Annotated in this window: 16 protein-coding genes; 7 read left to right on the top strand and 9 right to left on the bottom strand. The window is 58.6% G+C overall.

Features of this window, described 5'->3' with window-relative positions:
• The first annotated feature begins 14 nt into the window (after positions 1 to 14).
• Positions 15 to 1,403, top strand: a complete 1,389-nt coding sequence (locus tag BM132_RS20395) for a sodium:solute symporter family protein (RefSeq protein ID WP_092397451.1) — start codon at positions 15 to 17, stop codon at positions 1,401 to 1,403.
• Positions 1,404 to 1,673: 270 nt separating this feature from the next.
• On the opposite strand, the gene BM132_RS28735 is transcribed toward BM132_RS20395, so the two are convergent.
• Together BM132_RS28735 and BM132_RS20390 are read right to left on the bottom strand one after the other, a co-directional pair.
• Complete coding sequence (locus BM132_RS28735; protein WP_256244290.1) at positions 1,674 to 1,799, bottom strand: PA1414 family protein; 126 nt, start codon at positions 1,797 to 1,799, stop codon at positions 1,674 to 1,676.
• Between the two features lie 140 nt (positions 1,800 to 1,939).
• A complete protein-coding gene (locus BM132_RS20390) occupies positions 1,940 to 2,833 on the bottom strand; it encodes a putrescine utilization regulator PtrR (protein ID WP_092458305.1) in 894 nt (297 codons plus the stop codon).
• A gap of 103 nt (positions 2,834 to 2,936) precedes the next feature.
• Here BM132_RS20390 and BM132_RS20385 point away from each other — a divergent pair, with 103 nt between their 5' ends.
• Positions 2,937 to 4,109: an MFS transporter gene (locus BM132_RS20385; protein ID WP_092458302.1), complete on the top strand. Its 1,173-nt coding sequence runs from the start codon at positions 2,937 to 2,939 to the stop codon at positions 4,107 to 4,109.
• On the opposite strand, the gene BM132_RS20380 is transcribed toward BM132_RS20385, so the two are convergent.
• A complete protein-coding gene (locus BM132_RS20380; protein WP_092397445.1) occupies positions 4,110 to 5,558 on the bottom strand; it encodes an NCS1 family nucleobase:cation symporter-1 in 1,449 nt (482 codons plus the stop codon).
• 421 nt (positions 5,559 to 5,979) lie between these two features.
• On the bottom strand, positions 5,980 to 6,816 hold the full coding sequence (locus BM132_RS20375) for a CvfB family protein (RefSeq protein ID WP_092397443.1): 837 nt from the start codon (positions 6,814 to 6,816) through the stop codon (positions 5,980 to 5,982).
• Between the two features lie 351 nt (positions 6,817 to 7,167).
• Here BM132_RS20375 and BM132_RS20370 point away from each other — a divergent pair, with 351 nt between their 5' ends.
• From BM132_RS20370 to BM132_RS20360, 3 genes are all read left to right on the top strand, one after another.
• Positions 7,168 to 7,356, top strand: a complete 189-nt coding sequence (locus BM132_RS20370; protein WP_025212437.1) for a hypothetical protein — start codon at positions 7,168 to 7,170, stop codon at positions 7,354 to 7,356.
• A 195-nt stretch (positions 7,357 to 7,551) separates the two neighbouring features.
• Positions 7,552 to 8,268, top strand: a complete 717-nt coding sequence (locus BM132_RS20365) for a TorF family putative porin (RefSeq protein WP_092397441.1) — start codon at positions 7,552 to 7,554, stop codon at positions 8,266 to 8,268.
• Between the two features lie 109 nt (positions 8,269 to 8,377).
• On the top strand, positions 8,378 to 9,244 hold the full coding sequence (locus BM132_RS20360) for a DUF6279 family lipoprotein (RefSeq protein WP_092458299.1): 867 nt from the start codon (positions 8,378 to 8,380) through the stop codon (positions 9,242 to 9,244).
• Positions 9,245 to 9,383: 139 nt separating this feature from the next.
• Here the strand turns inward: BM132_RS20360 and BM132_RS20355 are convergent, their stop codons facing one another.
• On the bottom strand, positions 9,384 to 9,776 hold the full coding sequence (locus BM132_RS20355; RefSeq protein ID WP_092397437.1) for a transcriptional regulator: 393 nt from the start codon (positions 9,774 to 9,776) through the stop codon (positions 9,384 to 9,386).
• 187 nt (positions 9,777 to 9,963) lie between these two features.
• On the opposite strand from BM132_RS20355, the gene BM132_RS20350 reads away from it, so the two are divergent.
• Entirely contained in the window at positions 9,964 to 10,695 is a 732-nt protein-coding gene (locus tag BM132_RS20350; RefSeq protein WP_092458297.1) for a DUF899 domain-containing protein, read from the top strand.
• Between the two features lie 235 nt (positions 10,696 to 10,930).
• On the opposite strand, the gene BM132_RS20345 is transcribed toward BM132_RS20350, so the two are convergent.
• Both BM132_RS20345 and BM132_RS20340 read right to left on the bottom strand, forming a co-directional pair.
• Complete coding sequence (locus tag BM132_RS20345) at positions 10,931 to 11,284, bottom strand: HigA family addiction module antitoxin (protein WP_092397435.1); 354 nt, start codon at positions 11,282 to 11,284, stop codon at positions 10,931 to 10,933.
• Positions 11,218 to 11,496, bottom strand: a complete 279-nt coding sequence (locus BM132_RS20340; protein WP_092397757.1) for a type II toxin-antitoxin system RelE/ParE family toxin — start codon at positions 11,494 to 11,496, stop codon at positions 11,218 to 11,220. Before BM132_RS20340 ends, BM132_RS20345 begins: the two co-directional genes overlap by 67 nt.
• Positions 11,497 to 12,184: 688 nt before the next feature.
• On the opposite strand from BM132_RS20340, the gene BM132_RS20330 reads away from it, so the two are divergent.
• On the top strand, positions 12,185 to 12,457 hold the full coding sequence (locus tag BM132_RS20330; protein WP_092458558.1) for a hypothetical protein: 273 nt from the start codon (positions 12,185 to 12,187) through the stop codon (positions 12,455 to 12,457).
• A gap of 228 nt (positions 12,458 to 12,685) precedes the next feature.
• Here BM132_RS20330 and BM132_RS20325 read toward each other — a convergent pair whose 3' ends face one another.
• Together BM132_RS20325 and BM132_RS20320 are read right to left on the bottom strand one after the other, a co-directional pair.
• The gene (locus BM132_RS20325; protein WP_092458291.1) at positions 12,686 to 13,171 is read right to left on the bottom strand and encodes a hypothetical protein; all 486 of its coding nucleotides are present in this window, start codon (positions 13,169 to 13,171) and stop codon (positions 12,686 to 12,688) included.
• Entirely contained in the window at positions 13,171 to 24,897 is an 11,727-nt protein-coding gene (locus tag BM132_RS20320) for a two-partner secretion domain-containing protein (RefSeq protein ID WP_092458288.1), read from the bottom strand. The genes BM132_RS20325 and BM132_RS20320 overlap by 1 nt, the downstream gene beginning before the upstream one ends.

Raw genomic sequence — 24,897 nt, 5'->3', positions numbered from 1 at the left:
GGAGACACGCCATCATGGCTTTGGATTTAATCGTCGTTCTCATCTATGCCACCGGCATGATTGCCCTGGGTTGGTACGGCATGCGCCGCGCCAAGACCCGTGACGACTACCTGGTCGCCGGGCGCAACCTCGGCCCGGGCTTTTACCTCGGCACCATGGCCGCCACCGTTCTGGGCGGCGCCTCCACCATCGGTACCGTGCGGCTGGGCTACGTCCATGGGATTTCCGGGTTCTGGCTGTGCGGCGCCATCGGTCTGGGCATCGTCGGCCTGAGCCTGTTCCTCGCCAAACCGTTGCTCAAACTCAAGATCTACACCGTGACCCAAGTGCTGGAGCGCCGCTACAACCCGGCCGCGCGCCACGCCAGTGCGCTGATCATGCTGGTTTATGCGTTGATGATCGGCGCGACCTCGACCATCGCCATCGGCACGGTGATGCAGGTGTTGTTCGGCCTGCCCTTCTGGGTTTCGATCCTGGTGGGCGGCGGCGTGGTGGTGCTGTACTCCACCATCGGCGGCATGTGGTCGCTGACCCTCACCGACATCGTGCAGTTCTTGATCATGACCGTCGGCCTGGTGTTCCTGCTGATGCCGATGTCCATCAGCGATGCGGGCGGCTGGGACGCGATGGTGGCGGCCTTGCCGGCCAGCTACTTCGATTTCACCGCGATTGGCTGGGACACCATCCTCACCTACTTCCTGATCTACTTCTTCGGCATCTTCATTGGCCAGGACATCTGGCAACGGGTATTCACTGCCCGCAGCGAAGGTGTGGCGAAGGTAGCCGGCACCGCCGCCGGCCTGTACTGCGTGCTGTACGGCCTGGCCGGGGCATTGATCGGCATGGCCGCCAAGGTATTGCTGCCGGACCTGGAAAACGTCAACAACGCCTTTGCCAGCGTCGTTCAGACCAGCCTGCCCAACGGCATTCGCGGGCTGGTGATCGCCGCGGCCCTGGCAGCCTTGATGTCCACCGCCGCGGCCGGCCTGCTGGCTGCCTCCACCACCGTGGTCCAGGACCTGCTGCCGCGTCTGCGCCAGGGTCGTGAAAGCGGCAATGGCGACGTTCATGAAAACCGCATCGCGACCCTGCTGCTGGGTGTGGTGGTGTTGGGCATCGCTTTGGTGGTGAGCGATGTGATCAGTGCCCTGACCCTGGCCTACAACCTGTTGGTGGGCGGCATGCTGATTCCGCTGATCGGTGCCATCTACTGGAAACGCGCAACCACAGCCGGCGCGATCACCAGCATGTCACTGGGCTTTCTCACTGCGCTGTTCTTCATGATCAAGGACGGCCTGGATGCCAACACGCCGATCTACTACAGCCTGAGCGTGGCGCTGGTGAGTTTTGTGCTGGTGAGTCTGTTGTCGCCACGGTCGAAGGTGATGGCCAAGGCGGTCTGAAAGCAGTTTTTCTTCGAGGGTGTGGCGTCGGTGGCCACACCTTTTTTTTGCCCTTTTGTATCGCTCAGTTCCGGACGATGAAAACCCTGTGGGAGCGAGCCTGCTCGCGATAGCGGTGTATCAGTCAATATCAATGGTGGCTGATCCGCCGCTATCGCGAGCAGGCTCGCTCCCACAGAGATTTTCCTTCAAAACAAAAAAGATCGCAGTCTCAGGCTGTTTCAACTGAAACAGTCTGAGACTGCGATCTCTCCAATATTCGCGGTGTCTTTACCGCCGACGCGGCTGGCGGCGCTGCTCGTCATCGGTGCGGATAGGGATCGGTTGCATGGGCGGCTCGATCAGGCCGAGCGCGACACCCAAGTCGTGAAGCCAGTTCTGGATTTTCTCTTTCATCGTGGTGCCCCCTTCAGGGTGGTACGAGCGGCAAAATTCTGTGGCCCCTTCGCACTGATAATAGTCCGAAGTCCTACGCAATGCTCGTCACACATTGCAATGATCTGTTACTGAATTGATCCAAATCCACCTCCCGGAGTTCAAGCTGATCGCGTCGTTATCATGGGCGCCCGCGGCCAGGCCTGTTGCTGCAGTTCAATCCAGGCGGTGAGATTGGCCCCCACCATGCCTTTGCGCCACATCAGCCAGGTCGTGGCACTGGCAAACGGCTCGGCCAACGGATGCATCCTCACACGCTCGCGGCCCGGCAGGCTGGCGAGCATCGACTCGGACATCAGCGCCACCCCGGAACCGGCGATCACACAGGCCAGCATCCCCTGATAAGACTCAATTTCCATCGCCCGGCCCATGGTCGCGTGGTCATGGGCAAACCAGGCCTCTAATCGCATCCGGTACGAGCAACCACGCCGGAACGTGAACACCGCGCGGCCCTGCACATCCAGCGCACTGTGTACCGGCGGGTGATCGGCTTCAGTAATCAGCACCAGCCGCTCGTCGCACAACGGCACCCCGTCCAACCCCGCCAACTCCAGCGGGCCGTCGACCAGCGCCGCGTCTAGACGCCCGGTGAGCAAGCCTTCGAGCAGTTCACCGCTGGGCGCCGATTGCACCTGCAAGTTCACCGCCGGGTACGTGCGGTGATAACCGGCCAGCAGGTCCGGTAAATGAATCGCCGCCGTGCTGTACATCGTACCCAACACAAAATCCCCGGCCGGTTGCCCACCCTGCACGGCAGCATGGGCTTCGTCGTGCAGGGCAAAAAGCTTGATCGCATAGTCCAGCAGGACTTTTCCCGCCGGCGATAGCTGCAAACGCTGACGCTCGCGCAGGAAAAGATCCACGCCCAGTTGCTCCTCAAGCTGCTTGAGCCGAGTCGAGAGGTTCGACGGCACCCGGTGCAGCCGCTCGGCAGCGCGGGTAATGGAGCCTTCCTCGGCCACGGCCTGGAAAATCCGCAATTGGCTGAACTCCACGACACTCTCCAAAAATGAACAAGTTACTCACTATTATTCATTTTTAATGAAAGTCAATCAGTCCTAGCCTGACGGTCATTCGCCTCAACGCCGGAGACCCGACATGTCACCTCTGATTCGCCTGCTCGGCAGCTTTATCGCCCTGATGATGGCCATGGGCATTGGCCGCTTCGCCCTAACGCCGCAGTTACCTCATCTAATCGGCGAAGGTCAGATCGACTTGACCGCCGCCGGTCTGATTGCCGCCGCCAACTACCTGGGGTATTTCCTCGGCGCGCTGGACGCCATGTTCGCCCACCGCCCGGAACAGGTGCGGCGGCGTTTGATCGGGGGCCTGTGGTTGTGCGTATTGCTGACCCTGGCCTCGTTCTGGGCCTGGGGCTTCTGGCCCCACTTGGCGCTGCGCTTCGGCACCGGTGTGGCCAGTGCCTGGGTCATGGTGATGATCACCGCCCTGAGCCAACCGCTGGCCGCAGCGGCGGGACGCCCACGCCTCGGCGCCCTGGTGTTTGCCGGGCCGGGGTTGGGGATTTTCCTCACAGGTTTGCTCGCCCTGGGCTCGAACCTGCTGGGCCAGACGTCCGCCATTTTGTGGCTGGTGTATGCCGGCGTAGCATTGGCAATGTTGCTGGTCATCCTGCCGATCTTGCCAAAACCCACCGCCGCCGCGACCGTAGCTGTCCCGGTCACACTGTCGCCCAACCGCAGCATCGTCCGGCTCGGTGTGGTGTACGCCCTGTACGGCTTGGGTTACATCATTCCCGCCACCTTCCTGTCGCAGATGGCTTCGGCGCAGTTTCATGGGCAATGGCAGGCCGATCTGTTCTGGCCCTGCTTCGGCCTGGCCGCCGCCCTCGGCGTGGTGCTGGTGAGCTTGCGGCGGCCCAACCCGGCCATCACTGGCCGCTGGCTGATCGGTACGTTATGGCTGCAAGCCGCTGGCGTATTTGCCTGCCTGCTCGGCAGCGGGCCGGGGCTCGCGTTGGGGGTCATCCTGTGTGGCACGCCATTTCTGGCCTGCATGCAACTGGCCGTGCTGCGCTCCCGCGAACTGGCCCCCCACAGCCTTCAACGCAACGCCGCACTGCTCACAGCATTCTTTGCCGTCGGCCAGCTCAGCGGGCCGTTGCTGGCGGCGCTGAGCAGCCACTTCAGCGGTGGTTTGCATCCGGCGCTGATCGTTGCCGGCAGCGGTTTCGTGCTGGCGGGCGGACTCTTGCTGCGGCCCGCCGGTCGGGACGCAGCGAACCCTTGCGCTCGGACCGCCCTGCGTTGATCAGGCTTGACCGGCCGGGCTCAACGATGGCTGCGGCGCCAACTCACGCCGCGCCAGGGCGAAGTACAACACCCCGCCCAGGAAGCAACCGGTGAACCAGGCAAAATTGGCCATCGCTTGCAGCATCGGCGTGAACGTAATCGCCACGCCCATCAACGTCGCCGGCACCAGCGCCTTGACCGCCGTCCAGTTGATGCCGCCACTGTAGTAATAACGCCCGCTTGGGCCGTCGTTGAACAACGCATCCACATCGATCTGCTGTTTTTTGATCAGGTAGTAATCCACCAGCAGAATCCCGAACAGCGGACCGATGAACGCTGCCAGCACGTCCAGGGTGTAGTGAATCACTTCGGGGTTGTTGAACAAATTCCACGGTGTGATGAAAATCGACGCCAGCGCCGCAATCATGCCGCCGGCACGCCAGCTGATCTTGCTGGGCGCAACGTTGGCGAAGTCGAACGCCGGGGATACAAAATTGGCGACAATATTGATGCCGATGGTGGCCGTCACAAAGGCAAAAGCCCCCAGTAACACCGCCACGTCGTTATCAATACGCGCCACGGTGGCGATCGGGTCGTGGAGCATTTCACCGAACACTGGCAAGGTCCCGGAGACAATCACCACGGTCACCAGGGAGAACGCCAGGAAATTCACCGGCAGCCCCCAGAAGTTGCCACGGCGCACGTCAGACATGCTCCGGCAGTAACGACTGAAATCGCCAAAATTCAGGGTCGGACCGGAGAAGTACGACACCACCAACGCGGTCGCTACGATCACCTGACCAAACGCTTGCCAGCCGGACAACGACTTCTCCGCCAAGGTGAAATTGATGTTGCTCCAGCCGGCTTTCCATACGATCCAGCCGGCCAACAGAAACATCACGGCGTACACCACCGGTCCGGCCCAGTCGATAAAACGGCGAATCGACTCCATACCGGCCCAGAACACCAGCGCCTGAACGAACCACAAGCTGAGGAAACCGAACCAGCCCAAGTAGGACAAACCAGCAAATTGCGGCGTGGCGTAGGCTTCCATCGAAGGAAAAAACCGCAACACCACGATAATCAGCGCACTGGAGGCCAAGTACGTCTGAATTCCATACCAGGCCACCGCGATCAAGCCGCGGATCACCGCAGGAATATTCGCACCGAATACCCCAAACGCCAGGCGACAGATCACCGGATACGGCACCGCCGCTTGCTGGCTCGGCTTGGCGACCAGGTTGGCGATCAACTGCACGATGCAGATGCCGCAGAGCAACGCAATCAACACCTGCCAACTCGCCAGCCCCAACGCGAAGAGGCTGGCCGCGAACACATAACCGCCGACGCTGTGCACATCACTCATCCAAAACGCGAAAATGTTGTACCAGTTCCATTTCTGCGGCAGCGGGCCCAGGTCTTCGTTATAGAGACGAGGGCTGTAGCCGTTGGGCAATTGCTCAGACATTGCGGGGCTCCTTTTGAGTACCGCCGTGCCCCCGCATCGCCCTGCTCACCATACTGCGCACGGGAGCCGGCATGGTTTGTATACGGGTTGCTACGCAGAATGCGTGCCATAGGTTGGAAATGCGAGACAAACTGCGGTGTGTGGCGGGGATGAACGCCGCGCAGGAACAGGCATGCGCCCACGAACAGGGCGCGGGTGCATGCTAAAGGTGCAGGATTTTGTATACAGACGAAAGGCAGACACAGCTCCTGTGGTGAGGGGTAGACCTGTAGGAGCTGTCGAGTGCAACGAGGCTGCGATCTTTCCCCAGACACTTGAGTTTCAAGCGAAAGATCAAAAGATCGCAGCCTTCGGCAACTCCTACAGGTCTACCCTCGCCACAGGAAATCCTTTTGCCACAGATTCCGTAGTTTGCTGAAGATCAGCTCAACTCAATCCGATCAGCATGAATAACAATCTGCCCATTCTTGTACAGCGCGCCAATGGCTTTCTTGAAGTTGCCCTTGCTCACGCCGAACAGGCTGCTGATCAGCACCGGGTCGCTCTTGTCGCTGACCGCCAGCGTGCCGTTATTTTCGCGCAACTTGGCGAGGATCTTGGCGTTCAGGCTCGTCGCGGCTTCCTGCCCCACCGGTTGCAAACTCAGGCTGATCTTGCCGTCCGGGCGGATTTCCTTGATGAAGCCTTTTTCCTGCTTGCCGGCGCGCATGAACTTGAAGATTTCGTTTTTGTGAATCAAGCCCCAGTGCTTGTTATTGATGATGGCCTTGAAGCCCATGTCGGTGGCTTCGGCGACCAGCAAATCGACTTCCTGCCCCGGCGTGTAGTTGGCCGGGGTCTTGTCCAGATAACGGTCCAGGCGCGCCGTGGCGGTGATGCGGCGGGTGTGCTTGTCGAGGTAGACGTGCACCACGCAATATTCGCCGGCGGTCATCTGACGTTTTTCTTCGGAGTACGGCAGCAGCAAATCCTTGGGCAGGCCCCAGTCCAGGAACACGCCGATGCTGTTGACTTCAACCACTTTCAGGCTGGCAAATTCACCGACCTGAACCTTGGGTTTTTCCGTGGTAGCGATCAGTTTGTCGTCGCTGTCCAGATAAATAAAAACATTGAGCCAGTCTTCATCTTCACTGGGAATATCCTTGGGGATATAACGGTTAGGCAGCAGAATTTCGCCGTCTGCCCCGCCATCCAGATATAAACCGAAGTGAGTGTGTTTAACCACTTGCAAACTGTTGTAGCGCCCGACTAAAGCCATTTCCAATACCCTCATTGCGTGGGCGGCATTCTACCCGGTTTTGCGGCGTGTTTCGTGGCCTCTGCCGCGCGCGGCCGGGAAGGCCTTGCGCAGCCATTGATTTTTCTGGGTTTTCGTCGCGCAGGCGGCCATTCGTCAGGAGGACGCCGCCCCGCGAGACCGCTTCGGCCATCCGCCTTGACGTTATTTATCCCCGAAGGTTGTTATTTAAAACAGCGACTTAGGGCAATAATGGCGGCATAAACAGGGCATTATTCCAACGCCGCGCGAGATAATTGAGGGGGATATTTGCCAAGCAATTGTCAAGTATTTCCTGTACGATGCCTGGCCCAATTAATTATTTACAGGTTAATGGCCGTCATGCGCGTAAAAGCCTCCAACAGCAAATCAAAGCCAGCTCCAGCCGTTGAAACCAGCGAGTCGATCAACGACCAAATCGCTGCGTTCCTTAAGTCCGGCGGGGAAATCCAGCAAATTGCCAAAGGGGTCAGCGGCCAGACATTCGGCCCGTCCAAGCAGATCAGCCTGGGCAAGAAGTAATCATCGCGTCACCTGGTCCCAAAGCGCTTTGAGCTTCGAAGCGCTTGGACTGGAACCTCCCCGCTAGCCCTCATCCCTGCAAAAATCGACGAACGGCCCTCGCTGCCGAGCATTCGCCGGTATGCTTGCACCTCTCTAGCTCAAGTGTTTCAGCTTGATGTCCGTTACTGCTCCTCGCTATCCATGGAGTGAAGCATGCGCATCCCCATTGTTGCCCTGACGCTCAGCCTGCTGGCGTGCCCCTTCGCCCATGGGCAGGTGTTCCAGCGCGAACTCGGCGACTTCGACCTCAAACTCGGCACCACGCCCAGCCGCAGTATGGCCGAGGGGCTGGTCACACCTTCGAGCACCGGCTCGTTTCATGGCGGCCTGGACCTTAGCCACGACAGCGGCTGGTACGTGGGCCAATGGTCGCCAAGCGTTGGCCTGAGCCCTTCGAGCAAACTTGAGGTCGATTCCTACATGGGTTTCAAACAGCCCTTCGACCAGACCCTGGGTTACGAAATCGGCCTGATCCACTACAGCTACCCCACCCTCGACACGCTCGACAGCCAGGAGTTCTTCGGCGGCCTGACCATGCTGGGCAGCCGTTTCGGCGCAGCCTTCAGCAACGACCCGGACAAACAGAACAGCACCTTGTTTGCCGACTTGGGCGGCAACGTGCCGTTTGGCATTGGCGTCAGCGCCAAGTACACCACCCACCAGTACAACTCACCCGTCTCGGTGGAGGACGGTTATGTAGGCAGTTTCAGCGATTGGTCGTTGAAAATTTCCCGCCCTTGGAAGGGTATTGACCTGGACCTGATCTACAGCGACTCAAGCTTGAGCGGCAGCCGTTGCTCAGCCTACTCCGGCCACAACAGCGAATGCGACGGCCTGCTGACCCTCAAGATGGCACACCCTTTTTACTAACCCTTTTTACTAAGCGTTACTTATTCGATCGGCTGAACTGCCGCGCACCTGCCATGCTCAAACAAGACAGTTACGCCTTTGCAACCCATGCCTTCGCAAGGACTCGCTCATGTCGCGCTGGTTCACCCGCATCGCCCTGTTCATGGCCCTGCTGCTCACCGTCACCGCCTGCAGCCGCGTGGGCCTGGCCTACCGCAATCTCGACCTGATCATCCCCTGGACGCTCAACGACTATCTGGACATCAATGGCGAGCAAAAGGACTGGTTCAACGACCGTCTCAATGAACACTTGAACTGGCATTGCACCACACAACTGCCCGGCTACCTTGACTGGCTGGACCGCTTGAAGAACATGGTGCAGACCAATCAGGTGACCGACCAGGCCCTGCAGCAGCGTGCCCGGGAAGCCAAGGCCGCCATCGCCGAAACCGCTCGGGAAATCACGCCATCGGCCATCGAGCTTTTGCAGGGGTTGAACGACGATCAGGTCGCGGACATGGACGCCGCGTTCGTCAAAGACCAGCGCAAACGCCAGCAGCAATACCTCAAGCCGACCTTGCAGCAGCAAATCCAGGAACGCAGCGAACGCATGGAGAAACGCCTGAATGACTGGCTCGGCCCGCTCAGCGAAACTCAGCGCCAACGCGTGCAGGACTGGTCTCGCGCCTTGGGCGATCAGAACCAGCAATGGATCGCCAACCGCGCGCACTGGCAAAACCAATTCAGCGAAGCCGTGGCCCAGCGCCACCGCCCCGATTTCCCCCAGCGCATCGAGCAACTGCTGGTCGACCGCGAAAGCCTATGGACCCCCGCCTACCGCCAAGCCTTCGACAAAACCGAAGCCCAGGCCCGCAGCCTGCTGGTGGACATAATGGCCGACAGCACTGCGACGCAGCGCGAACATTTGCTGAGAAAGATCGACCGGGTGAAAAAGGATTTCAGTGATTTAAAGTGCCTGAAGGCGGCACGCACCTAAAACCACCTAAAAGCCAATGTGGAGGGAAAACAGATGTGGGAGCGGGCTTGCTCGCGAAAGCGATATGCCAGTTAACAGTTATGTCGACTGATACGCCGCTTTCGCGAGCAAGCCCGCTCCCACAGATCTGTGTTCGGCTCTAGGCAATCTGCGCCTTCGAAGCCACCTCATCAAAAGTAAACTCATCCAGCGCATCATCCTGCTCATCCAGCACCTGGCGCGGATGATCATTGCCCGGGATGCTGCTGTCGATCAGGCTCAGCAACCGCGAGCCACGAGGCGTCAGCACAAAGTTTTCGCCATTACCGCCCTCTTCCTCCGGCCGAGGCTCAATATAGCCACGCTCCAGCAGCAACTTTTCGTACTCCCCGGCGACCGCTTTCAGATGATCGAGGTTCTCGATCTCCTCGCCTGCAGCCGCTTTCTCAGCCGCATACCGCTCCGCATAAGGCCGAGGGGTAAAGCTGTGGCCGGCACCGTTCTGCACTTCGTGCAACAACAGCTCGATCAAGTCCCAGTTATAAGTCGTCATCTTGGTCCATCCTCCAAAGAGTGAGATGCCTACTTAAAGTGTGACCCAGGCGCTGCGCCGCCGTTCAGCCGGGCTTACCGGTGGGCTATTTCACAAGCCGACCAACGGCCTGTCGAATTCACCCAGGGCCAAACGACCACTGACAGAAGTGCCGAATCAGCGGCTCTGCCACGCAGGAGAATTCACCATGAACGTAGAAAATCATGCCGTCGTCTCGCGGGAAGAATGGCTCGCCGCCCGTCGTCAGCACCTGATCCACGAAAAAGCCTTCACCCGCGAACGCGACAAACTCAGCGCCGAACGCCGCGCCCTGCCCTGGGTAAAAATCGAAAAACCCTACCGCTTCCAAGGCCCCCACGGCGAACTGAGCCTGGCCGACCTGTTCGGCGGCCGCAGCCAACTGATCATCTACCACTTCATGTTCGGCCCCGGTTGGACAGAAGGCTGTGATGGCTGCTCGTTCCTGTCCGACCACATCGACGGCGCCAACCAACACCTGGCCCACCACGACGTCGCCGTGGTCGCCGTCTCCCGCGCCCCGTTCGCCGAATTCCAGCCGTTCAAACGCCGCATGGGTTGGACCTTCGACTGGGTCTCGTCAAACGGCTGCGACTTCAACTACGACTTCGGCGTCAGCTTCAAAGCCGAAGACACCGCCAGCGGAAAAGCCACCTACAACTACGAAAAAACCGACACCACCGAAGGCGAACTCCCAGGCCTGAGCGTCTTCTATCGCAACGAAGCCGGCGACATCTTCCACACCTACTCCACCTACGCCCGCGGCCTGGACATTCTGGTCGGCACCTACAATTACCTCGACCTCACGCCCAAGGGCCGCAATGAAGACGAAATCATGGATTGGGTGCGGCATCATGATAAATACGAGGAAGCGAAGCCTCATAGTTGCTGCCACGACTGATGCGCCAACCCGCCCAGTCGAGCGAGATCTCCGTGGCGAGGGAGCTTGCTCCCGCTCGACTGCGTGGCAGTCGCCTTCTATACCTGCCAACGTAAATAGCGAAGTAATGAAAGATGGGCAACTGAGGACCACCTGTTTTCCAGGCGAGAACCGGACCAGATCACGATTGAAAAAGACAGGCCGATCTCGATTGGTCTGTCTCAAATCCCCACGTCCGGAGACGTTCGAGGTTGATTCAGGCGAAAGCGAGCTTTCTTACCTGCAACAAATCAACATGCTGACGAGCCACCCACAGATCATAAGCATCCTGCATCGCCAGCCAACTCTCCGGCGAACGGCCAAGCGCTACAGACAGCCGCAGCGCCATTTCAGGCGAAACACGGCTAGTGCCCTTTAAGACACGGCTCAGTGTCGAGGGAGCTACACCGAGCTTTTCCGCCAGCTCACGACCACTGATACCGTTCGGCTCCAGATAAATCTCGGCAATGAACTCCCCGGGATGGGGAGGGTTGTGCATGTTCATCAGTGATAATCCTCGTAGTCCAGGACGTAAGCGTTTCCGTCGCGAAACTCGAACGTCAGCCGCCAGTTGCCGTTCACCATGACTGACCAGCGTCCACGCATTTCGCCTTTTAGCGGGTGAAGGCGGAAACCGGGGATATCCATGTCATCAATCGTCATGGCTGTATTCAAGGCCGCTAGCTGCATTCGTAGCCGCTTGGCGTGAGCGGGTTGCACGCCTGCCGTACTACCCGTTTCGAAGAGCTTGCGTAGCCCTTTGTGTTGAAAAGACTTGATCATGGGAAAGCCTAGCATGTTGCGCAACACGCAACAAAAATATGATATCCCTCAAGACGCTCAAGACATGTATTTAACGACTAGCCACATTGAGGGGGGATCGAAGAGGGAAACTATGGCCTCCGGCTTAGTGGCTTTTCGGGGGGAGATGATGTGGATCACATTGCCGCCCCGTTCGGTGGACACGACCATGCCAATCAACGCTTTGATCGAGACGATGGTTCGACGCGGGTGTCTGTTTACCGAAGACTACTGTCGAAGCCGTCCTTCTAAAATCAGACGCATCCCGTAAAAAAGTACGAAAGATCCTGCACAGAGGTGGAAAACTCCTGCGAAACGGACAGATAGGATTACAACAGGTCGTAGTAAAGGAAACGGGGATTTGTTCCGTTATCGCGATGAGGTATGAAGAGACCAAGCCCACATGGCTGCTGATACGGCTAAAACACAATACTCAGGCCGAGCACCGCCCCGTGGCGAGGGAGCTTGCTCCCGCCCGACTGCGCAGCAGTCGCCTGCGTTGCCTGACCCAAAGCCGACAACCGCTAGGCCAAAGGTCCTACATGAAGCACGGAAAGCGGTGTCTTGTAGCTCAAGAGCAGATCGCCCTATAGTCCCTCGTCGCCCAAAAAGGCGGCCGGGTTTGGCGACCCGATCTACAGAGAGACTCATCACTTTCGAGGCTCTGATTATGACCAGATACATGCCCATCACTGGAATCGACTGCACCCCGGCCACCCTGCTCATCGACACCGAAGCCCCCCTCGACGTCCTTTTCGAAACTGCTGATTACCGCATCCGAACCGTGACCCAGTTATTGGAAAACATCGCGTTTCGTTCGGATATCAGCTCCGATACTCTGGTGCTTTCTGACTTTTGCAAAATGCTGACGATAGCGCTGCGCGACGGGTGTGATGTTATGGATGTGATTGGGAGGCGGTTACGGGCGCAGGCTGCGGAATAAAGGAAACTGGGCGACTTGGCGGTCGCCCGTTTCAGACAGTCAGTGTGTGTTCGCAACTATCACCGTAGACCAAGGCCAGCCTTTTTTCATCTTTTCCGTAGTCGTATCAGCTAGTTAGCTGTTAAGTAAGTGCCATTCAAATCTGTCCCCTTTTTCCTCCCCTTTTTCCCTTTTTTGGTCACCCCCCTACCGCCCCATAAAATGCTCCTGCCCCTGTCTCTTTACGGCCTACTCACACTTATTCAGTCGCTCGCGAACAACATTTAGCGCCGGTAGATAGGCAATTGTATTTTCGCTCATCTCTTCAATACAATCAGACCATCTGTAGACCCTGAAGCGGCCATAAAAAACTGACACCAGACGTAGTAACAGCATGTCGTCTACAGACGTACCGCCCTCGTCCAACCCAAAGATGATAAGTGTTTCGCGTGCGGCCTCTATAGACAAAGGACAGCCTTCATTCAGCAAGTACTCCTCCAGCGCTTGCCCTTTAAATACTTCAATTCTTATCCAGGGCTCACTTTCCTGCTTGATACTCCATCGACTATCTATTTCCCACTTGTTGACTTTCAAGTCTAGAAAACTGCACTCATTGATAAATTCATGATCTTGGACATAGGAGACAGGCACATCCCCCCAAGCCTGACTGATCAAGAATGCTCTGTCAGGCAAGATAGATCCCGCATCCAAAACCACAGCGTATCTATTTTTCACTACATATTTCCTGTCTCTTGTAAACGTTTCAGGCCTTTCTCAGCGTTTTTGACCAATTGATCTCTTGCTGACTGGGGCAGTCGTTTGAATGCTGTATTAATCTGGGGGGCCAATGGTTTAGATAGATCCGGTCTGAAGTCTACGATCGAGTCTTTCCCTCCGCCCGACTGTATTTGAAGCTTACCATTAGGTTCAATATCAACCCGTAATAGTCGCTTACGCCCACCTATAACGGCCTCTACTGGCTGACCAATCGTTTCACTCGCTTTAATTATACCTTTTGTACCACCATTACCCGCACTGCCTACCGAGCTTTTACCCAGAATAGCCATACCCAGGGTAATCTTCAGCTCGGTCAACAACGTCGCTCGCTCATTCAGCGACAACTGCCGTCCAGCCTGTTGATCAAGCCAACTGGTTTCCTTAACCCATTGATCGACCCCCGCCAACTCGCTCGGCGTCAACCAGCCTTCCTTGAGGTTCTTCGCAAAGGCCATTTGCTTATCTGAGGTAAACAGCGCTCCCCAGCCATCAACCCCCTGCGATGGAACGGCAACAGCCCCAGGGTTCCCTGTAAGCAACCCAGCCATATCGTAAGAGACGTTACGCCGCAGGAAGTCCAGTAGATCCTTGGCGACGGGAGCCTCCAGCGAAACCGCGCTTTTCTGGATGCCTTCTACGCAAGCTCTACTTTCGCAGGCATTGATGGCCATGGAACGCTGAGCAGATAGTTCTTCATAGCGCCCGACAATTTCGCGGATGTTCGCGGCGCTACAACCTCCTGTCGTCCGACAACCCTGAAGCTCTTTGAGCAGGCGCTCTGCTGATGGGTGGTCGAGGTTGTTGTACTGCGTTGCGTTTGCCGTCACTGCCGCAGCGGCAGATGCATCGCCCCCTGTAAAGGCCGCCGTCAATACGCCTATGAGTTGGGAGGCCGCGAGCAGTTTTGTTACGCCTTGCTGATATTCCAGGCTGTTTCTATCTACGCCGACCGGTAATAATTTGTCGGCAAGAGCGTCCACCAACGCCTCATTCGCCCCAGCAGCAATAGCGCCTGTGCGGAAATCCCCGCCCATGGCCTCCGCCATCAATCCACCCAGCGCCGCATGCATCACAACTTTTGAAAGTTTGCCGTCGTCAAAGACAGTGATATCACCAATTTTATTGGCCGAAACCGCCCCACCAATACTGATGGCCGAACCCAACGCAGAAGCCACCAGGTTGTCCTTCAGACTCCCCCCCATGATTGCTGTCTTAGCGGCAGCGTCAGCGGCCACTTTGATCGCCACGCTCTGTGCGCTGGCGAGATCAAACTTCAGATCCGTAGCACTAAACCCGAACTGCGATGCGATCCCCGCTGATGCACCTGCCAGCACATAGCCTTTCAGGCTCTCGGATGAAAAGACATCCTTGAAGACTGCACCCACGTTACCTTGATTATTAATCGCACTGACCGCTGCGCCGCTGGCCATTGAAGTCAGCACAGCGGAGGCCATTATGTTCCCCAGCCCGGCCCCAACAGTGGAACCAACGGCAGCTCCCCCCGTAAGCGCTGCACCGGATGCGATCCCGCTTGCCGCCATCGCCGTGCCTGAGCCCGCCGTCGCACTCGCTGCTGTTCCCACCGCTGCGCTTGCCGTGCCGGCCGTCAGAACAGTGACGATAATAATCACCGCCAGCATCGCCGCCGGCCCCATGCCCGAGCTGCTGTATTTGAACGACTCGTGGGTTTCCTTGATCAACTGCCAATCCACATCGCCACGCGCCTCGGCTTCCTTGAGCCAGGCCAACTGCGGATCGGCCTTGACCATGGCGTCGATGGTCTGGCTGACGGTGTTCTGGTTGATCTTCTTGATGTCGATATTCAAGCCATTGACGGCGTTGATGACCAGGTCGCCCTGGGCGATCAGTTGGCTTTGGCGCAAGGTTTCGTCGGTGTTACCGCGCCCCTTGGCGGAGTTCCAGGTCATACTGTTGCGGCTTTTCTGATGGCTCTCCTGATGGAGGTCCTTAACGCCTTCAAAGGTGATGGCGCCGCCACTGGTCAAGTTGATGTCCTGAGCACTTTCAAGCTTGGCCACCTGATAGCGTTGGTCACCACCGCTGAGCACGGTCAGATCACCACCGGTGCTGATTTGCGTACCGATATTGGTGACGTGGGTGACTTCATCGCGTTGGGTTTTCTTGCTACCCCAACTGCCTTTTTTCTTCATGTCGTACAGCGAATAGCTGCTGTTCTGCGCCGCAAGCAGTTCGACTTTTCCTGCCGCCACCAGATACGCTTCGTCCCGCGCCGTTATCCGGCTGGACACCAACGCCATGTCACCGCCGGCACTAAGCGATACGTCGCCCCCCGCCTCGACGGTGGCAGCCACTTGAGTGACCTTGTCTTGCTGACGGGTTGTCTTGCGGATTCTGGAATAGCTGTGACTTTCATCGGCAGCGGAAGACAGCAGCAGGTTTCCGGCCGCGGTCATCGACACGTCGCGCTTGGCCGCGATGTCACTGGCGACCACGGCTATGTCGCGTCCGCTCTTGAGCGTCAGGTCCCGCCCAGCTTCGATGCTGGCGCTGTGCTGGGTGATCGTTTCGTTACGGAAGCGAGACTGGCTGCCAGAGTCGCGCTCTTGCACGGCAAGAGCACTGATGTCGCGAGTAGCATCAATGTACGTATCGCCGCCACTTTTCATCACCCCACCGGCATTGACGGCATCACGGCCGGCCGAGATCGTCAGATCGTTGGCGGCTTCGATCCGGGCGGCGCTGTCGACATAATCGCGGTGTAGCGTGGTGCTGGAGTACCGTGAGTCCAGCGTCGTCGCGGTACGCTCGTTAATCACGTCGCCACTGACCGCCACGAGGTTCACATCACGCCCGGCGATAATCCCGCCGGCTTTGTTCACCAAGTTGTTGCCGGCCAGCAGGTCCAGCCGATTCCCCGCTTCCACCAACCCGCTATTAACCAGGTCATTGCCCGCAGTGGCGGAGAGATTGTTACTGGCCCGCAACGTCCCGGAGTTGGTCAGGTCCTTGCCCGCGATCAGCGTTACATCAGTGCCTTGAATCAACGCGCCGTTGGCGGCCAACCGGTTGTTGGCGTTGGCCATGTACAGCACCGGCACCAACACTTTCTCGCCATTCACTTCATGCTCTTCGAGCCAAACGATGTCATGGGTCAGGGCGGCGACCTGCTGTGCGGTGAGGGTTACGCCCACCGCCAGGTTCAGTTGATCCTTGCTGGCGATGGCGTTGTTCATGAGGTACTTGAACATCGCTTCGTCGGAGGTCTGGCCATCGATGAAACGCTGGCCGGTGCGAGCGACGACGGCCTGCTGGACAAGGCGCTGTTCGTAAAGGCCATCACCCAGGCGTTTGGCGGCAGTATCTGGATCGTAACCCAGGTTTTTCAGCAGATAATCCGAACTCATGAACTGGTTGAGGTTGGTAAGTACCGGATTGGTTTCGATCAGGTATTTGTGGGCGTTGGAGGGTGTTTTGGTGTCCGGCAGACCGGTGACACGGTTAACAGGTTGCTTGAGCGACGTCGCCTTGATGTCGATGCTCAGGCCGGCTCCGGTTGCGGCAGAAAGAACCGAGGCGTCAAAAGCACTGGCGTTTTCCATGGCCTGCAACGGCACACGCTTTACCGGAAGGACAGCCCGCTGGCTGTCTGAAACGGCGGCAGGGCCGTTGACCGATAGGGTGCGCGGGCCATCGGCAACAACCGTCGTACGTTGTAACGCATCGACGTTTGCACTGCTCAGACTCCAGCCCTGCGACCCCGTCGGTGCCAAGGAAATCGACTTGGTTGTCGCCCCCTGATCACTAAGGCGAAACAGCCCATTTTGCCCCGTCGGCAATACGAAACCCGGCAGGCTCAATGGATTGACCTGTTGCTTGGAAAGATCAGGCGGTAGTTGGCTGTTGAGATGCACCAGTAACGGTTTCCCGGTGCCACCACCCAGCGTGTTCTGCCGACGATCAACACCCGCGCTGAAGGCATAATCTTCGTGTACGACGCTGTTGCTCAGGTTTTGCGCCGCATTGATGCTGACCTTGCCACCCGCCTGGACGATAGCCGATTGAACAGAGCCTCCATCCCGGGAAACTTCCACGTCGCTGCTCACGTTAAAGCGGGTGAGCTGGGCAGGAAGAGGCAGCAGGTTGTCGGGGTCGTATTCGGACGTTTCATAGCGCTCAGGCTTATGCCATGCGCCATATCTATCCAGTTTGCGCCTGGTTACGCTATCCACCAGGATCATGCGCTCCTCTTCACTACCTTTTTGGTAGTACCTTTCCATCGCGTAGTCGGTGGTTCGAAATTGCCCGACATCATCGATGTAGTGAAAGGTCAACGGCCCGTTGTCGTTGCGCTTGTTGAACTCCCACATCGCCCCAAGGGCAAACCGGTTATGCGTACCGTCGGTAATCCCCGGCGCACTGAAAATCCGTGTGCGCTCGATGGTTCCACTGGCCGCACCGATATTGCTGAAGTTGTTGGCCGCGATGGTGATGTTACGAGCCGCCGTCACTTCGCTGCGGCTGTTGAGGAAGTCCCCACCATTGAAGGTGAAGTTACCGCCTGCGGTCAGTTTGGCCGTTGGCGACTGGTCGACCACTGACCCTTCGTAGATTTCACGCAACCCGTAGTCGACGTAATAGGTGTCGCCGCTGCAATCATTGCAATGCACGGCAATGAATGACGAGATCAGCTTGCGGGCAACTTCGAATTTTTCGCCACGGTTGTTCAGGGTCGTGGCATTGATGGACATGTCCCCGGCGCTTTCCATGACCCCGGAGATGTTCTCCAGCACATTGGCCCGCGCCGCGCCGTTATAGCCTTTAACAATGAGATCACCCAGGCTGTAGAAGTCGCCATAACTGTTGGTCACGCTGCCGACTTCCAGCGCGGTGTCATCCCCGCTAAAAATCAGCCCATGGTCGTTCATCAAAGAAGGCGTTTTTACCCGCAATGACTGCGCGCTGCCCAGGGTGCCGGTGTTGTTCAGGCTCCCCGCCTCAACAGTCAGCCCCCCATTGGATGTCAACCTGCCCGCATTGCTTAGCTGTCCGCCAACCTTGACCGTGGTGGCACCGCCACCGGCAATGCTGGAGGCCGCATTGAGGTTCAACTGCGCAGCGCTCAGGTACAGGTCGCCAAGGCTCGACACCCGACCGTTGCCGCCATAGCTACCGCCCAGTTGCAGATCCAGGCTGGCGTCGCTGGCGATCAGTCCGTTGTTGATCCAGTTTGTCCCGCGGCCTTGCAAATGCCTGGTGGCCAACAGTTGGCCGCTGGCCGTCTGGGTGAAGTTGTTGACGTTGACGTTCAACCGCCCGGCCTGGATCACGCTGGAGTTGGTCCAGGTGTCGGCATTCAGAGCCAACGTACCGCCGGTGGTGATACCGCCGCCGGCACCCATCACGTTGGCGGTGGAGATATCGAACGTGCCAAGGCCTACGTGGTTGAGTTGACCGCCGCCGTTGAGGAAGCTGCCGACGGCCAGTGTGAGGTCGGTGTTGGCGGTTTCCAGGACACCATTACGGTTGTCCAGCAGGCCGCCAATCTGGAAGCTGGTTTTGCCTGTGTTGCCGAGTGAACGAAGCTGTCCGGCCTGGTTATCGAGGCTGATCGCCTTGGTGGTCAGTTGGGTGTCGCTTTCGATGATACCGGCGCGGTTGTTCAAGGCTCCGGTGAGGCTCAAGTTGACAGTGTCACCGGCAATCTGACCGCTGGCGTTGTTCAGGCTTGTGCCAATCACGCCGGCCAGGCCCTTGGCGTAGAGCGCGCCCTCTCGGTTTTCGAAGGCAGCGCTGGTAACGCTGGCGTCGGAGCCTTGCGCCGAGATCCATCCGCCGATGTTGTTCAGGCCGGCCAGGGCGGTGAGTTTCAATGCCTGGCCCTGGATGATACCGCGCTGATTGCTGTTATTGAGGTCATAACCGTTGCGCAATACGCCAACGGTCCGAGCTTCCAACGCGCCCGCGATGCTCGACAATATGCCACCACGGTTGTCGATATTGGCGGCCTTGACGAAGGTCGTTCCGCTTTGAGCGATGACTTTGCCGCTCTGGTTATCAAAGTCGCCGCTGATATCGAGGGTCAGGCCGTTCTCGCCCTGAATCGTGCCTTTGCCGTTGAGGAGGCTGCCCGCCTGGACCTGCACGTCGGCCTTCTGGCTGTAGATCAGTCCGTTGGCGTTGTTGCGCACCGCACCGCTGGCTGTGACCAGCAGAGCATCGTTGGCCGCGACAGTCCCGCCTAGGCTGTTGTCCAGGGTTTGGGTCAGCAAGGTCAGTGTGCTTTGGCCGGCGAGTTGACCTTTCTGGTTGCTGAGATCGGTCACGCCCTTAATCAGCATCGGGCCGGCGCCGGCCAGTTTGCCGTCATTGTTGTTCAAGCTACCGAGCAGGCTCAGCGTCAGTGCAGCATTGCCAACGATCTGCCCAGCGCGGTTATCCAGGGAGTTCATATCGGCATTGATGGACTGTTGCGCGTTGACGGCACCACCGACGTTGGTCAACCCGGTGGCGGTGATATCAAGCCCCGCGCTACTGTCAATGAGGCCGCCTTGGCCATTCTTGAGCTCGCCTTCAAGCTCTAGTGTCTGCCCCGCGCCACTGCTGAGGATGCCTTTGTTGCTGTTGTCCAGGCTCTTTGATTTGACGCTGAGTTTGCCCTGGCTGGCCAATGCACCGGCATTGCTGTTGAGCAGCGCCTCCTTGAGGTCCACGGCAACATCACCGCTGCGACTCGAAAGCGTGCCGTTGTCGCGGTTATCCAGGCTGTCGCCTTCAACGGTCAGGCCTTGCCAACCAGAGATCAGCCCTTTCTGGTTGATCAGAGTCGTGCCGGCGACGCCCAATTGCTGGCTGCTGATCAACTTGCCAGAACTGTTGTTCAAGGCGCGGCCGATGACATTGAACCCCTGGCTGCTGGATATTTCCCCTTTCTGGTTGTTGAGGTCACGCAGACGGTTGAAGGTCAGCGGTCCCTTGGCGGTCAGCAGCCCATTGCTGTTGTCAAAGTCGCCGTTGGCAAGGTCCACGGTGACGGCCTTGTCCCCGAGCAAGCGTCCGGCCTGCTGGGTCAGGCCGGCCAGCGTCAGGTTGATATCGCCCTTGGCCGAGACTTCGCCATCGTTGCTGGAGTCCAGTTGGGTGCCGGTCAGCGTCAGATTGCCCTGGCTGTTGATCAATCCGCCTTCACGGTTGTTCAGCGCCTGGGTGTCGAGGGTGACAGCGTCGACGCCGAGCACCGTGCCGCCCTGGTTGTTGAAATCACCACTGGTGAGCGTGAGGGTCTGGGCCGCACTGATCAGACCCTGAGTGTCGTTGCGCAACAAGCCATCGGAGGTCAGTTCCAGATTGCCTCGGCTGACCAAGCTACCGCCGCTGTTGTTCAAACTGGCCGCCCGTACATCAAGGGCCGCCGCGCCGATCTGACCCTTGAGGTTGTTCATCACGTTGGTGATGCGCAAAGTCAACGCCTGGTTGCTCAGCAGTTTGCCGCCGCTGTTGTCCAGGTTCTGTGCGGTCAGGGTGAATGCTTGGGCGCTGGAAATTTCACCGCCCTGGTTGTTGATGCCGTTGAGTTGCTTGAGCAGCAGAGCGCCCGGTGTGTTGATCAAGCCGCCCTGATTGTTGAGTTGGCCATTGTGCATGTCCAGACTGAGGCGGGTATTGCTGAACAACTTGCCGCCCTGCTGATCAAGGCCAGTGACCGACGCGGTCAAGGCGCCCTGACTGCCGATACGGCCGTCTTCCTGGTTAGTGACCTGGCCCGCGATGAGGTCCAGCGTGGCGGCACTGGTCACACGACCGCCCTGGCTGTTGTCGAACGCGCCGGTGGTGACCGTTACCGCGCCCTTGCCGCTGATGCTGCCACTCTGGCGGTTGTCGAGGCTGGCACTGTTCAGCGTGAGCGCGCCATCGGTGATCAGGTTGCCACCCTGGTTGTTGATGCGCGTGTCGCTGGTGAGTTTCAGATCGGCCGCACTGGAAAGACTGCCTTGGGTGTTGATCAGTTCGCCGGTCTCGACGGTCAAGGTGCCTTCGCTGCTGACCTGGCCCTGGCTGTTGTCGAATGCGTCGGTCAGGTCCAGGTGTATGCCCTGCACACTCAACAGATTGCCGCCGGTGTTATCCAGCGAACGCCCCTCAACGTTCAGGGTGGTGGTGGCGCTAAGCAGGCCTCTGTTGCCGTTGAGCAGTTGATCGATGGTCAGCTTCATAGCTTGGCCGGCGAAGGCCTTGCCACCATCGCGGTTATCGAATTTCTTGCCGATGATCGACAAGTCAGAATTAGTGGTGAGTTCGCCGCCACGGTTATCGACGTCATCAACCGTCAGGGTCATGGCTTGGCTTGCGCCCAGCAGACCGTTCAAGCGGTTATCGAGCGTGTCGGCGGTGACCTGCAAGGTGCCGGTCGTGATCAGTTGGCCTTTGCTGTTGTCCAGAGACGCCACCTGAACAATGGCGTCAGCCTTGCCGGCGATTTCACCGGTGCGGTTATTCAGGGTTTCGGCGACCAGCAGAAGCTCACCGTCAGCGACCACGGTGCCGCTCTGGTTATCCAGAGCTTTGTCGGTTCGCAGTTCCAGTCGATCGAAGCTGCTGATCAGGCCTTCATTGTTGTTGAGGTTTGCGCTGCGACTGTCCAGAGAAGCAGCGGAGATCACCCCCTTGATGTTATCCAGGGCCTGCGTAATGCGCAGGGTCAGGCCTTGGTTGCTCAGCAGTTTGCCACCGTTGTTGTTCAGGTCGCTGGCGGTTACCTTGAACGCCTGCTGGCTGGATATCTCGCCGCTCTGGTTGTTCACGCCGCTGAGGTTTTTCAGCATCAGCAACGGCGCGTTAATCAACCCACCCTGGTTGTTCAGTTGACCGTTGTTCAGGTCCAGGCTCAGGCTGGTTTGGCTGAACAACTCACCGCCCTGTTGATCAAGCCCGGTGACCGAAGCGGTCAAGGCTTTTTGGCTGGCAATGCGTCCGGCGGCATTGTTGACCTGCTTGGCGGTGAGATCCAGGGTGGTACCGCTAATGAACCGACCACCCTGACTGTTATTCATATCGCCAGTGGTGACGGTGGTGGTGTCTTTGCCGGAGATCAGGCCTTTCTGGCTGTTGTCCAGGCTGACGCTGTCGACCATCAATGTGCTGTCGGTGCTGATCGAGCCGCCGCGGTTGAGCAAGGCGCCACGACTGGTTACGGACAACGCACCGGCGCTGCCAAGGGTCGCACCGGTGTTGTCCAGGCTCTGAGCGTTGACGGTCAGCGCCCCTTCACTGTTGATCAACCCCTGGGTATTGAGCAAGGCATCGTCGAGGGTGATGTCCAGCCCTTTCAGGCTGTTAAGGCTGCCACCGCTGTTGTCCAGCGTTGCACCGCTGAGGACCGTCGAACCCTGAGCAACGATGAGGCCTTTGTTCTGGTTGATCAGTTTGGCAACGGCCACTTCCAGATCGGTAGCGGCAAGAATTTTTCCTGCTTCACTGTTGTCCAGACGCTGGCCGTCGATGTCCAACAACAGACTGCTGGACAGCTCGCCGGCGCGGTTGTCAATGTCCTCGACCTTCAACGTCAGCGCTTTAGTGGTGCCGATCAACCCGCCATTGCGGTTATCGAGGGTAGTACCGGTCAGCTTCAGATTGCCCTGGGCGACCAGTTCACCGCCCTGCTGTTGCAGTAGACCGATGGTGGCGGTGAGGTCGTTCTGGCTCGAGATCCGTCCGGCCGCGTTTTGCACTTCATCGGCATTGAGGGTGACCGGCCCTACGGCACTCAACAAGCCACCAGCGTTGTCCAGGCGTGTGCCTTCATAGGCGATGCCGGTCTTGCCACTGATCAGACCTTTATCACGGTTATCCAACTGACCGACCTGAAGTTTCAGGTGCTTGTCCGCCTGGATCACGCCACCACGGTTATCGGTCGAATGGCCGGTTACGGTCAGGGTGTCTTTGCCGCTGATCTTGCCGCCTCGATTGTCGAAGCTAGCGCTACGCACATCCATCGCGCCCTTGGCGACGATTTCACCTTTGTTCTGGTTATCCAGCAAACCGCTGATACGAGTGGTAAGGGTGCCGTCACTGACCACCACCCCAGCGTCACGGTTGTCGAGGCTGGCCGCGCGTAGGTCAACGTTTTTGCCCGAGCCCAGCAGACCATCGCGATTGTCCAGAGCGCCGCTGAGGTCGATGCTCAGGCCTAGGTCGCCGAGGATCTGACCGCTACGGTTATTCAGTGCGGTGCCGTTGAGGCGGGTGATGCCGGCACTGGAGATTTCGCCGTTACTGTTATTCAGTTGGCCGATCGCCCCGGTCAGATTCCCGGTGCTGTTGATTACTCCATTGGTGTTGAACACCTGACTGACCGTCACGCTCAGCGCGCCGCTGCTCAGCACCCGCCCCTTGTTCTGGTTATCCAACGTCCCGGCTTTTACCGTGCCGGTTTGCCCGGCGCTCAAGGTCCCGCCCTGGTTGTTCAGGGTCTTTGTAACATTGGCCGTCAGATTGCGGCTGGCGATCACGCTCTTGCCGTTGTTGCTGAGGTTTTGCGCCGTGAGGCTCACATCCCCCGCCGCATTGCGCGAGTTGTCGGCATTGACCCCGGCCTCAATGATGCCGTTGTTACTCAACTGCCCACCGGCGCCCAGGGTGATGGTGTTACGCGCTGCGAGGGTTTTCTGGTTGGTCAGGTTGCCCTGGGTTTGCGCGTTCAACGTGGTGCCGGCGTAGACCGGACCACGGGCGTCGAGGCTCGCAGCCTTGACCTTGACGGCGCCAGTGGCCGAGGTGTCGACCAGGCTCAGATGGCCGTTGGCGTCGAGCTGGATGTCGCCGCCACTGGCGATTAGCTTGCCGTCCAGCTTCACGCCGACCCCGGCTTCGGTGCCCACCAATTTGATCGCCCCGGCATACATCCCACCCAGCGCCGACGAGTCGATGGCCAGTTGCGGTTTGGCGCTGCCGTCCTCGGCCCGGGCAGTGGCGTTGAGGGTGGTGGCGTTGACGTCATTGCGCCCGGCCACAATCGTCAGATTTTTCGCCTGGATCTCGGCATTGATCTTGGCGCTGCGAGTGATGATTTCGAAGTGGTCGACGTTGTTAGCGTTGAGGCCTGCGCCTTCGATGGCAACGCTGCCTTTATCCACCTGGTAGCGATCCAGCCGACCGTTTTCCACCACCGGTTTGCCGGTGCTCAGGGTCACCTTCGGGCTGTTGATGAAACCGCAACCGTTGCAACTGATGCCATAAGGGTTGGCGACGATGACATGAGCCGACTGCCCCGCCACTTCGGTGTAGCCGCGCAACTGGCTAGGGTTGCCGCCGTTGACTTCGTTGAGGATGGTCTTGGCCGCCGCGCCGTTGAGGTTCGAGTTGCCGAGGATGATCCCGCCCAACTGGGTGGACTGGGTGCGGGCGGTGGCGTTGTTGAGGATTACGCCGTTGCTGCCGACGTTGTAGTCCTTGAACTGATTGTGGGACAGACCGTTGCCGTTGGGTTTGGCGATGTTGACGATGGGCACGCCGTTACCGGCCCGGTCCAGACCAGTACCCGGTGCGCTGACCACGATCCCCTCGGCCTGGGCCCACAGCGGTTGCCAGAACATGACGTTGGCCAACAGGAACGCCAGGCCGCGCTTGGGCATGCCCCAGAAGTGTTCGCGGGTTTGCAAGGCAGCAGAAGGCTGGCGGGCCAGGAAGGCGTGTTGACGGTCGTCCAT

The sequence above is a fragment of the Pseudomonas sp. NFACC45 genome, assembly GCF_900113505.1.
GTDB classification, from domain to species: domain Bacteria; phylum Pseudomonadota; class Gammaproteobacteria; order Pseudomonadales; family Pseudomonadaceae; genus Aquipseudomonas; species Aquipseudomonas tehranensis.
Note: the sequence above shows the minus strand (reverse complement) of the source record. Positions and strands in the feature narration are given on the sequence as shown.